The sequence below is a fragment of the Gordonia effusa NBRC 100432 genome (assembly GCF_000241305.1).
Lineage (GTDB): Bacteria > Actinomycetota > Actinomycetes > Mycobacteriales > Mycobacteriaceae > Gordonia > Gordonia effusa.
Map to the genome: position 1 here is coordinate 127,453 of NZ_BAEH01000018.1, position 11,574 is coordinate 139,026.

Sequence of the window (11,574 nt, forward strand, 5' to 3'; positions counted from 1 at the left end):
AGTCACAAGGGTATGAAGGTCACAGTTATTGGATGCGGTTATCTCGGTGCCACCCATGCGGCCTGTATGGCCGAATTGGGGCACGACGTCCTCGGTGTCGACACCGACAGCGCCAAGATCGAGCGACTATCCCGCGGCGAGGTTCCCTTCTTCGAACCGGGGCTTTCAGATGTGTTGCGACGCAATATCGATGCCGGACGACTGCGCTTCACCACCGACTATCGTGATGCAGCAGATCACGCCTCGGTCCACTTCCTCGGCGTCGGGACTCCGCAGCAACAGCGATCGCAACGGGCCGATCTGAGTCAGGTATTCGGCGCGGTCGAAGCATTGGTCTCCCGCCTGCGCGGTCGGCATTTGATCATCGGCAAGTCGACGGTGCCGGTCGGCACCTCGGCCGAACTGAATGAACGCATCATCGAGATGACCGCCGACGTCGATGCCAGCGTCGAGTTGGCTTGGAATCCAGAGTTTCTGCGGGAAGGTTTCGCAGTCGAGGACACGCTGTCACCTGACCGGATCGTGTTGGGGGTCGACGCCGGCCACGCCGACTCGAAGGCGGAAGGCGTTGTCTCCGAACTCTATCGAGAGATATTCGAAGCTGGCGTCCCGTTTGTGCGGACCGACTGGCCGACCGCCGAATTGGTGAAAGTCTCCGCCAACGCGTTTCTCGCCACCAAGATCTCGTTCATCAACGCCGTCAGTGAGCTCTGCGAAGTGGTCGGCGGCGATATTTCCACCCTCGCCGACGCGATCGGCTACGACGCCCGAATCGGTCGGCGATTCCTCAACGCCGGACTCGGTTTTGGCGGTGGTTGCCTACCCAAGGACATCCGGGCGTTCGCTGCCCGTGCCGAAGAACTCGGCGCCGGGGACAGTCTGGCTTTCCTCCGCGAGATGGATGCGGTCAACATGCGCCGCCGCACCGCGATGGTCGACCTCGTCGAAAAGGCCTGCGGTGGAACAGTTCTCGGCGCGAATGTGGCGATACTCGGCGCCGCGTTCAAACCCGAGAGCGACGACGTGCGTGATTCGCCGGCACTCAATGTCGCGGGTCAACTCGCCCTCCGTGGCGCACAAGTGAGCGTCTTCGATCCCAAAGCAATGGATAACGCGCGCAAGCTGTACCCGACGTTGCGTTTCGCTTCTTGTGCGGCCGAGGCGGCCGAGGCAGCCGACGTGGTGGTCGTCGCAACTGAATGGGCCGAGTTCGTGCATATGACGCCGGAAGAACTGGCACCGACCGTCGCGCGGCGGGTCGTCGTCGACGGTCGCCGCTGTCTCAACTCCGACGCGTGGCGGGCCGCGGGGTGGCGATATCTCGCGATCGGAAGCAAGCCGGATGCCGCTGCTGAGGCAGCTTCGAGCAGTTCACGAGGCCGTTTGGTGAGGCAAACACGTGATTCGAGATCAACCGGCATGTTAGTTTAGGGCATGACCGTCGTAACTTCGCCGAACTCGCTGTCGCCCGCGCGGCGCGGTGGCACGGCGTTGGATGCGGCAACTGACGACGACGTAGACCTGATGAATTACCTGGTCGCCGTGGGGCGAGTGGCCCAACCCGACAGCGACGCTTGGCGGTCGGAGCTACTCGGGTTGACCGTCGTGGCGCGTCGCAATTTGGCTCACTCAGAGGGAACCTTCGTGATGGGCGAGCAGTTCGTCCGATTGTTCCGCGTGACTCGCAACGACATCGCTGTCGCTGCCCGACAAGGCTCGCGACCTCGCACACCGTCGCGCGGCGAGGCGGATGACGCACCGACACAGCCGATTGCACTGATGCAGCCGCATCCGGAATTTACGCCGCGCAGTTCGATCCCGCGCGGACGGATGCCTACTCCAGCCGATCTGGAGCCGCTGCCGAGTGAAGTCCGGCCGCCGCGTCGGCCGCGGGTGCGGCCTAAGCCGACGGTGGCATCGCGGATGTTGTTCGGTGCCGCCTCGGCACTGTTGGCCGCCGCTGTTGGCACCGTGCTCATCGCCGCGTGGTCGCCGGATTCCGAGCCGGTCGCGCAGACCGTCGCTCAGACGCAAACTCACGCCGCTACGTCAACCGTCCCGACGACGGTGCCGACTGCGAAGGCACAGGACGTCGCTCTCGCACGACGCCCCGCCGCGACCTACAAGGCGCCGCAGCCGACGACGACCCAACGTTCAGAAACGTCTGCATCGCCAAACAACAGCCGACGCACGACGTCGGAACCACGGCGGCAGCCGCAGCGCTCGGCACCGAAGCCACGCACGGTGCCCAATCCGATTCCTGGATTGCCGCCGATCCGGTTGCCGTAGCGGCTATTCGGCCCCGTCGTTCTTACTCGCCTCGAGATACTGACTCAACTGCCGCGCCATATCGCGGTCGAGCGCCCTGTTCAGCATGTTATGTGCAGAAATCATGCCGGCGCGCCGCAACTCGCCGAGAAGTTCTGCGGCCCAATCAGATTCGCTATCGGTCTGAGGTAGCCAGCCGTCCGAATACTGGTCGGTGATCGCCCGGCGGCCCGACGAGATCAGCGTCGCCGCGATACCGCTCATCTCGGCGTCGACGCGTCCGTGGATCTCGCTGATATTCGCCAGTGGGATGCCAAGTTTGACCAAGCGGGAGTAAGCGAAGATCGTGTCGGCGTCGTTGACTTGGTAGGCCGGCGGGTCGGCGTCGACGATCGGCTCGATAAGCCCGAACTCCACCAGACGTTCCATCTGGACTGGGCTGGCGGTGTTAAGGAGTTCTTTCAAGTCGGCCGCGGTCATCGTCGTCGATGTCGAGGTCGACCATGGCTCGGTTACCACCTCATTTAGGCCGAGTACGTCGGCGAGATCGTCCCCGCGTTGTATGCCCAAGAGGAAATCGCTGATGTGGCGGATGGTGAAACCCCGGCGCAGCAGGTTATTGATGACTTGCAGCCGCGTGAGATGCGCGTCGGTGTAGATGGCGATCCGCCCGCGACGCGCCGGTCGCGGCAACAATCCGCGATCCTGATAGCCGCGCACGTTCCGGGTGGTGGTGCCGGCGGCGCGGGCCAAATCGTCGATGCGGTACTCGGTCATGCAACAATCTTGTCAGGTCGGCGAATCGCGCGGAAAGCCTGCTGTTCACCTCTTGTTCGTACCCGCGAAAATACGACGGTGCAGGATCTATCCGATGTCTGATTTCGAAGAAAGTCATTTCGGTGGTGTGGTCAATCGGCGGACTGTGCTCGGCGCCGCCGGAGCCGGTGCCATCGCGGCCGGTTTGGCCGGCCCCATTCTGGCCGGAGCAGCGGCCGCCGCCCCGGTTGGGCATAAGGTCTTCGCGCACGGTGTGGCTTCGGGGGATCCGCTACCCGACGCCGTGATCATCTGGACCAGAATCACTCCGACTCCTGATGCGACGCCCGGCTCGGGACGCGGCGCCGCGGTGTCGGTGGCGTGGGAGTTGTCGACCTCGGAGTCGTTCGGTTCGATAGCGGCGTCGGGGGTAGTGACGACAGGGTCGGAATCCGACCACACCGTCAAGGTTGATGTCACCGGCTTGTCGCCGAAGTCCTTCTACTGGTATCGATTTCGCGTTACCGGCCCTGGGCCCGCGGCGGGCAGTGTTTCGCCGGTCGGTCGTACCAAGACGGCGCCGCGTAACAATGACGCGGTTGCGAAGGTTCGTTTCGGCGTGGTTAGTTGCGCCAATTGGGAGGCCGGCTACTTCGCGGCCTACCGTCATCTCGGGGACGCGCGCAATTTGGATGCCGTTGTGCACCTTGGTGATTACTTGTACGAATACGGCGTCGGGGAGTACACGGCCAAAGATGGGCCGGTTCGCGACCATCGGCCACGACATGACATCGTCAGTGTTTCCGACTACCGAATTCGACACGCGCAGTACAAGTCCGACCCTGATCTGCAGCGCCTGCACGGGCGGCTTCCGTTCATCTGTACCTGGGATGATCACGAGTCGGCGAATGATTCCTGGCGCGGCGGCGCGGAGAATCACAAACCGTCGCAAGGGCCCTGGTCGGTGCGAAAGGCCAACTCGGAGAAGGTGTATTACGAATGGATGCCGGTTCGTCCCGCTGCCGATGCCGCGGGTCGACACCTGTATCGACGGCTGCGGTACGGAACCCTACTTGAGTTGTCGATGCTCGACTTGCGGACTTACCGCGACGAGTCGCCGACCAAACTGTCGCCCAAGATCGATGATCCGCGCTCGACGATCACCGGCCGCGCGCAGATGAACTGGTTGACCAACGGAATCTCGACGTCTCAGACGCGCTGGCAGATCGTCGGAAACCCGGTAATGATTTCGCCAATTCTGTTGCCGCCGTTGGACCCGGATCGCACTCGGATCCTTACCGAGCTGATTGGATTGCCCGCCGACGGCGCGCGGTTTAACTCCGACGCATGGGATGGTTACGCCGCTGACCGTAAGCGGCTGCTCGACGCGATCGACCACTCGGGCAAACGCAACACGGTGTTTATCACCGGAGATATTCACATGTCGTGGGCCTGCGAAGTGCCACGCAAGCCGGCGGACTACCCCGGAGCCGGAAGTGTGGCAACAGAATTCGTCGTTCCGTCGGTGACGTCGAATAATCTCGACGACGATGTCAAAGTGCCGGAGAATACCCTGGGTATTCCAGCCGCCGCCGCGATCGTGGCTACCAACCGCAACACCCGATGGGTGGAGACCGATTCGCACGGATATGGCATATTCACGGTGACACCTGGTGCGGCACAGATGGATTGGTATTTCGTCGTCGATCGAACCATTCGGAACACGGCACGGTTTCACGCTCAGTCGTGGCAGGTGCGGTCCGGTGCGCGAAGGATGACGAAGGTGAATACCGCTGTGACCGAGTAACGTTCGGCGGCTGGTCCTACTCTGGCGCCAGTCCCCGCGCGACCAAAGCGATCACATTCTCGAAATTGGAATCGGCGTCGATGAAGGCGGGCAGCCCCGCGCCGAGTTCTAGACTCATCGCGCCGTGTACACACGACCACACCTGCAGCGCGATTGACTGGGCGTCGCCGTCTCGGATGATTCCGCCGTTCTGCCCGTACCGGATGATTTCGGTTAGTGTGTCGAAGGCCTTGGTGGCGATCTCGGCGTCGGGGTGACAGTCGTTGATGAACATCAACGAGTACAGGGTCGGATTGGCGAGCGCGAAGAGCCGGTAGCCGCGACCGGCGTTGGCGAGCCGTTGTGCCGGATCGTCGTCGGTCGCAGCGATGGTCGTCCCGAACTCGCGGAAGCCATCGGTGACGACCGCATTGAGCAGGCCTTCCTTGCCGTCAAAATGGTTGTAGACACCCATCGGCGCGACGCTGGCGGCCGCCGCGACGGCACGAATGGTAAGCCCCGCCTGGCCCGTGTCTTCCAGGATTCGACGCCCTGCCGCGACGAGCGACGAGCGAACCTGGCTGGCAGGAGTGCGGGAGACCGTGCGTTTGATGGGGGAGTCGGACATGGCAACCACCTTACAGAACATTGTTCTACAAGACTCTTGACACTCGCAATAGAACGGTGTTCTATATGTGTAGCACAGCGTTCTATTAAACGTCGATGGGAACGGACTCATGAAGAACAAATGGATCGCACTGGTGGCCCTGTGCTTCGCGGAGCTATTGGTGATGGTCGACAACACGATCATCAACGTCGCCTTGCCGACCCTCGGGCGTGACCTCGACGCCGGCATCTCTGGTCTGCAGTGGATTGTCGATGCCTACACGCTTGTCTTCGCCGGTCTGCTCCTCGCCGGCGGCTATCTCGGCGACCGGTTCGGACATCGCAAGATGCTCGCGATCGGTGTCGTCGGGTTCATGGCGGTCTCCGTCGCAGCGGCGCTGTCCACCACGTTGGGGCAGTTGATCGCCACTCGTGCTGGACTGGGAATGTTTGCCGCACTGGTATTTCCAGCCACGCTCGCCCTCATCGTGTCGACATTCACCGACGCCAAGGAACGCGCGGCGGCAGTCGGCGTATGGGCCGCCACCTCGGGTATGGCCGTCGCGATCGGCCCGGTGCTCGGCGGCTGGTTGTTGAACCACTTTTCCTGGGCGTCGGTGTTCTGGGTCAACGTTCCGTTCGGTGCCGTCGCACTCGGCGCCGTCCTGCTGGTCATCCCGGCTCCCGTCGACCGGCGAATCACCTTGCCGCGCTTCGACGCCGTGGGTGTCGCCCTATCCATCGCGGGACTTGGCCTGCTTACCTACTCAGTGATCGAAGGTCCGTCGGTTGGTTGGCTGACGTGGCGCACCATCGGCGGACTTGTTGTGGCGGTTGCGATTCTGGCTGTCTTCGCGGTCCATCAGCTCCGGATCGCTCATCCGATCTTCAATGTCGCGCTATTCGCGAATCGTCGCTTCGCCGGCGCCGCGGCCATGATCGCGGTCGCATTCTTCGCGCTATTTGGGTTCATCTTCCTCATCACCCAATTCTTCCAGGCAGTCATGGGCTACACGCCACTACAGGCCGGCATCCGTACCTTGCCGTTCGCGCTTGTGGTGGCGGCCCTGTCGCCAGTGGCAATGATGGCCGCGCATCGTTTCGGTCCACGGGTCGTCGCCGTCATTGGCGCGCTGTTGATGGCGTCGGGATTTGGGCTCGTCGAATTTACGGATCGGTACTCGACCTATTTCGGACTCATCATCTGGTCGATGATGCTGATGGCTGCTGGGTTGGCGCTGATCTCCGGGCCGTGCACGCAGGTCATCATGGATGCGCTGACACCGGAGCAGGCCGGTGCCGGATCAGCGATCAACGACACCACTCGAGAAATCGGCGGCACGCTTGGTGTAGCGGTACTGGGTTCGGTACTCACGTCTGTCTACACCGCGAATGTCGGTGTGCGGCTTACTGATCTGGGTGTCCCCGCGCCCGCCCGCGATATCGCGCAACAGTCCGTGATGGCGGGTGTCGAAGTGGCCATCCGCGCCCCGCAGCAGGCTGCCGATGCCGTCCACGCCGCCGTCTCCGACGTCTTCATCGACGGCCTGCAACAGGCGACGTGGGTTGCGGTGGGGATCTCACTGGTATCGGCCGCCGTCGGCGGCTGGGCGTTGCGGGGAACGCGCGGCGGCACCGACGACGGCCGAGTCAATGAATCCGACGACAGCGCTTCCGCTATCAATCAGATTGCGCCAGTTGGGCTTTAACTTCGGGTTTAACGACCTTTCCGACTTTTGAGCGGGGTAGATCGGACCACACGTGTACGACCTTCGGAGTTTTGACACTGCCGATCCGCTCTTTGACGAAGGCGGTCAAAGCGTCGGAGTCGACCGTGTGGCCGGCCCGTGGTTGCACCACCGCTTCGACACGTTCACCCCACTTGTCGTCGGGCCGCCCGATGACCGCACAGTCCTGAACATCTGGATGTGCCAGCAGCGCCTGTTCCACCTCAACCGAATACACGTTGAAGCCGCCGGTGATGATCATGTCCTTCGCGCGATCGACGATGAACAGATAACCGTCGTCGTCGAGGTAGCCGATATCGCCGGTGTGATGCCAGCCGAATTCGGATGCCTCCGCGGTCGCCGCCGGATTGAGATAGTAGCCCGGGGTCACCAAGGATGATCGGATGACGATTTCGCCTCGCTCGCCGCGTGGCAACTGGTTGCCCTTGGCGTCCATGATGGTCAGAGTCACCAGCGGTGATGGCCGCCCGGCCGACGAAAGTCGTTGCGTCGCAACTGAACCATCGTCGCTGAAATGGTCGGCCGGAGCCATCGTCGATACCATCATCGGCGCCTCGGTCTGCCCGAACAGTTGAGCCATCACCGGACCGATGCGGCTCAGCGCCTCCTCCAGCCGGGCCGGTGACATGGGAGCCGCTCCGTACCAGAAGCACTGCAGTGCGGAGCGATCCGTCGTTTCTAGCGCCGGATTCGCCAGAACCATATAGAGCAATGTCGGCGGTAGGAAGGTGTGTGTCACCCGATGCCGTTCCAGATGTGTCAGGAAGTCGCCGACATCAGGCTTGCGCATGATCACGACCTCACCACCCAGGCACAGGATCGGGAAGCACAGCACGCCAGCGGCGTGTGTCAACGGAGCTAACGCCAAATAGACCGGCCGTCCGGCGAATGGATAGCTCATCAACGTGATCGCTGACATGGTCTCCAGGTTGGTGCCGGTTAGCATCACCCCCTTCGGGGTGCCGGTGGTGCCGCCGGTCCCGGCGATCATCGCCAAGTCGTCACCGGTGCGGGCATCCGGCGTTGACTCTGATGCGGCGGGTTCTGATGCGGCGGAGAGGAATTCCGGCCAACTCAGTGCGTCGTGGTCGCTGCCGTCGAGACAGACCCACGTGTGCACCTTGGTCAGTGCTGGTCGGATTTTGGCGACGAGTGGAGCGAAGGACGCCTGGTAAATCAATACGCTGCAATCGAATTGGTCGAGGAGTTGTTGATTCTCGGTCGCCTCGTTACGCGGATTGATCGGGCACCACACCGCGCCGGCCCTACTGATACCGAATACACAGGTGAATGATGTCGGATCGTTGGCGGACAGGATGCCCACTTTGTCGCCCGGAGAAACGCCGTGTGCTGCCAGTGCAGTGGCGATCGTGTTGGACAAGGCCACCACGTCGGCATAGGACATCGATTCGCCATCGGTGGTGAGACAGGGCGCCTCGCGATTTAGCGAGGCGCCCTTGTCGAGAAAGTCGACGATGCGCATACGACTCAGTCCTCGATCGTGACGATCGGTTTCTGCACCAGGCCGAAGGAACGGAGTACACCGAGTAGCTCACGATGTCCGAATGCCTGACATCCTGAGGCCAATCCCGTTGCGTTAGGAGCCTTTTGGAGCAGGGAGTACGCGCCGAATGCTTGCAGCAGACCGGTCTGCTTGTAGTTGGAGTTGCCGTAGAGCACGGTATGCGAACGTCCGAGTGGACCGGTCGCGTGGACCGAGTCGACGGTTCGGTTGATTCGGGTGTACTCCCGCGGCGGCATTTCGTTCATCACCGTGGCCGCGGTCGCCTGGAGGGCAGCGAGTCGCTCCTCGGGTGGTAGGTCCTTGGTGGCTTCCAGTGCGCCCGCGACGATTTGCGGTACGCCCTCCATTAGCGGCTTATTGAACACACCGCCAAGTGCTTTGACATTCGCGACGCGTGGATCCTTACGGAACCAGACCGGATGCGACGTTCCGCCCCAGGGGAGTGCGAGTGCGAGCTCATGCTGACCGGGAATCGCGAGATTGTAGAGACCCGCCTCGGGGTCCCACTCCGCGTAGTTGTTCTGTTCGAGGTAGTACGCCTTCGACATCGCGGCGTTGACCAGGATGGTTTGTGTCGAGGCGATGGTTGGGCTGCCGCCCCAGAACACCGCGATGTCGAGAGTATCCAAACCCGGTGTTTCCAAAGAGATCTGGGCGGCGATCTCGCCGGTCGTGTACATCTGCGCGAGGCCGGGGGAAAGTAGGAGTCCCTTCGCGGCGAAGTCGGCACCGTAGCGCTCGTCGAGTGTAATCAGCCAGTCCTGCTCGCCGGTGGTATCCAGGTAGTGGACTCCGGCGGCCAGACATGCCTGGACCACTTCGTGGCCGTAGGTGGCGAATGGGCCGACCATATTGCAGACCACCGATGCGCCGGTGAAGAGTTCGGTCAGGGCTTCGACGGAGTGCTCGGTGGCGACGATTTCGTAGTCAGCCGTCTCGATGCCGGGCACATTGGATTTCATCGAGGCTTCGAGCTTTTCCTGGCTGCGGCCAACGGCGGCGAACGGAATGTTGTACTCGCGCAGGTATTCACAGACGAGTCGGCCGGTGTAGCCGGAAGCGCCGTAGACGATAACGGGTTTGGTGGTCATGGAAAGCCTTTCGGACGGATCGAGTGAAAGTTGAACGGAATCTGTTGAATCAGAAGGGGATACGGTCACATACCCATGCCGCCGTCGACCGGAAGGCCGGCGCCATTGACGAACTTGGCCGCGTCGGAGGCGAGGAAGACTACGGCGTCGGCCATGTCGTCAACCTGTCCGAGCCGGCCCGATGGCGTTAGTTCTACAACGCCGCCGACTGCGGCTTCGGGAGATTCGAAGAGACCGAGTTCGGCGACATCGTTGGCGAGGCCAGCGCCCATCGCGGTCGGGACCAGACCGGGGTAAATACAGTTCACCCGCACGCCGTAGCCAAGTTTCCCGGACTCCATCGCGGCGACGCGAGTCAATCGGTCGACGGCGGATTTGGTCGCCGAGTAGACGGCGATGCCCGGGAAGGCGATCGTCGCGGCTACCGATGCGACGTTGATGATCGTGCCACCGGATCCCGCGGCGCCGTCGGGTCGCATCGCGCGTAGGCCGTTCTTGATCCCGAGTGTTGTGCCAAGGATGTTGACGTCGAGCATCGTGCGAATTTCGTCAGTTGTCACTTCGGTGAGGAGGCTGGTGATCTCCACGCCGGCGTTATTGACCAAGATGTCGAGCCCGCCCAGTTTTGCCACCGTGTCGTCGATCGCCGCTGCCCAATTCGTGTCGTCGGTGACGTCGAGTTTGGTGAAGGAGGCGCCGAAGGATGCCGCAACCTCCGCGCCCGCGTCGGAAATGTCGGCGATCATCACGGCCGCTCCGGCGCTAGCGAGTGCGCGCGCCATTCCTTCGCCGAGGCCCTGCGCACCGCCGGTGACGAGGGCTTTTCTGCCGGTGAGATCGATCGAGGTCATTGTTGGCTCCTTTGCGCAGACAAGTGAACTTGTGGCGAGTTGTGAGGTGAGTCACGTGCCAAATCAGCATCGCCAAAAGCTTGACAGTTGTCAAGGAAAACCTTGACACTCGTTAAGGAAGCATCCTGACCTGGGATTCGACGGCAGCGTCTGGCACAATGGCCAGTCGGTACCGCGAAAGAAAGGGGGATTGGCATGACTGACCTCGTGCAATCCCCGGCCCGCTTTGAGCGCGTCGACAAATTCGAGCGTCGCCGTGGTGAGTTGGCCGACGCGACTTTGGCCACGCTCGGTGAGCTCGGATATGCGCGCACCAGCTTGCGGGAGATCGCGCAGAAGACCGAGTTCAGTCACGGCGTGCTGCACTATTACTTCAAAGACAAGATCGAGCTGATCACTTTCGGTGTGCGGCGGTACAAGGAGCATTGCGTCACTCGGTACGACGAGGCGATTGCGCTGGCCACGACCCCGGCCGAATTGGCGGCCGGCTTCGCGGACGCGTTGGTGGACACCTTGCTGGTGGATACCGCGATGCACCGGCTCTGGTACGACCTGCGCACGCAGTCGGCGTTCGAAGAAGTGCTGCGGCCCACTGTAATTGACCTCGATCATCAACTGGAAGAGATGATTTGGCGGGTCGTGCGGACGTACGCGGGGCTACGCGGTGCCGAACCGGGCGTCGACGAATTCGCCGCATACACCATGTTCGACGGGCTCTTCGAGAACTGTCTCATCCGTTACGTGTCTGGCGACGGTTCGGTAGTGGAAACCCTTCGCGCACAAGCTATTTGGCTACTCGATGCGATCTGCCGGGGCACTGACTGAGTTTTCGGTGTTGTGTTGCGGGGTCTCGATACACGCGCGTCTCGCTAGCGCTCGTCGGGCGCACTCGGCCATCGGTGTGGGATGCGTGCTCGCAGGCTCGCGCGACGGCGCTCGACCA

The 11,574-nt window shown here is 62.2% G+C and carries 10 protein-coding genes; 5 read left to right on the plus strand and 5 right to left on the minus strand.

Features of this window, described 5'->3' with window-relative positions:
- Positions 1 to 12: 12 nt before the first annotated feature.
- Together GOEFS_RS03095 and GOEFS_RS03100 are read left to right on the plus strand one after the other, a co-directional pair.
- Positions 13 to 1,431, plus strand: coding sequence for a UDP-glucose dehydrogenase family protein (locus tag GOEFS_RS03095; RefSeq protein WP_040524390.1), 1,419 nt, complete (start codon positions 13 to 15; stop codon positions 1,429 to 1,431).
- Between the two features lie 3 nt (positions 1,432 to 1,434).
- Complete coding sequence (locus tag GOEFS_RS03100) at positions 1,435 to 2,289, plus strand: hypothetical protein (RefSeq protein WP_007316417.1); 855 nt, start codon at positions 1,435 to 1,437, stop codon at positions 2,287 to 2,289.
- Between the two features lie 3 nt (positions 2,290 to 2,292).
- On the opposite strand, the gene GOEFS_RS03105 is transcribed toward GOEFS_RS03100, so the two are convergent.
- Complete coding sequence (locus GOEFS_RS03105; protein ID WP_007316418.1) at positions 2,293 to 3,045, minus strand: MerR family transcriptional regulator; 753 nt, start codon at positions 3,043 to 3,045, stop codon at positions 2,293 to 2,295.
- A gap of 94 nt (positions 3,046 to 3,139) precedes the next feature.
- Between GOEFS_RS03105 and GOEFS_RS03110 the strand changes: the two genes are divergently transcribed.
- Positions 3,140 to 4,831, plus strand: a complete 1,692-nt coding sequence (locus GOEFS_RS03110; RefSeq protein ID WP_007316419.1) for an alkaline phosphatase D family protein — start codon at positions 3,140 to 3,142, stop codon at positions 4,829 to 4,831.
- 16 nt (positions 4,832 to 4,847) lie between these two features.
- Here the strand turns inward: GOEFS_RS03110 and GOEFS_RS03115 are convergent, their stop codons facing one another.
- Positions 4,848 to 5,438 carry a TetR/AcrR family transcriptional regulator gene (locus GOEFS_RS03115; RefSeq protein WP_040524394.1) on the minus strand — a complete coding sequence of 197 codons (591 nt, stop codon included), beginning with the start codon at positions 5,436 to 5,438 and terminating at the stop codon, positions 4,848 to 4,850.
- A 109-nt stretch (positions 5,439 to 5,547) separates the two neighbouring features.
- Here GOEFS_RS03115 and GOEFS_RS03120 point away from each other — a divergent pair, with 109 nt between their 5' ends.
- Positions 5,548 to 7,125, plus strand: a complete 1,578-nt coding sequence (locus tag GOEFS_RS03120) for a DHA2 family efflux MFS transporter permease subunit (protein WP_007316421.1) — start codon at positions 5,548 to 5,550, stop codon at positions 7,123 to 7,125.
- On the opposite strand, the gene GOEFS_RS03125 is transcribed toward GOEFS_RS03120, so the two are convergent.
- The 3 genes from GOEFS_RS03125 to GOEFS_RS03135 all read right to left on the minus strand — a co-directional run bounded on the left by GOEFS_RS03125 (position 7,097) and on the right by GOEFS_RS03135 (position 10,631).
- Entirely contained in the window at positions 7,097 to 8,647 is a 1,551-nt protein-coding gene (locus GOEFS_RS03125) for an AMP-binding protein (RefSeq protein ID WP_007316422.1), read from the minus strand. The two genes, GOEFS_RS03120 and GOEFS_RS03125, sit on opposite strands and share 29 nt — an antisense overlap.
- A 5-nt stretch (positions 8,648 to 8,652) precedes the next feature.
- A complete protein-coding gene (locus tag GOEFS_RS03130) occupies positions 8,653 to 9,780 on the minus strand; it encodes a DUF5938 domain-containing protein (RefSeq protein WP_007316423.1) in 1,128 nt (375 codons plus the stop codon).
- A 65-nt stretch (positions 9,781 to 9,845) separates the two neighbouring features.
- Positions 9,846 to 10,631: an SDR family NAD(P)-dependent oxidoreductase gene (locus GOEFS_RS03135; protein ID WP_007316424.1), complete on the minus strand. Its 786-nt coding sequence runs from the start codon at positions 10,629 to 10,631 to the stop codon at positions 9,846 to 9,848.
- Between the two features lie 195 nt (positions 10,632 to 10,826).
- Between GOEFS_RS03135 and GOEFS_RS03140 the strand changes: the two genes are divergently transcribed.
- Positions 10,827 to 11,456 (plus strand): TetR/AcrR family transcriptional regulator, encoded by a 630-nt coding sequence (locus GOEFS_RS03140; protein WP_007316425.1) that lies wholly within the window; start codon positions 10,827 to 10,829, stop codon positions 11,454 to 11,456.
- Positions 11,457 to 11,574 lie beyond the last annotated feature (118 nt).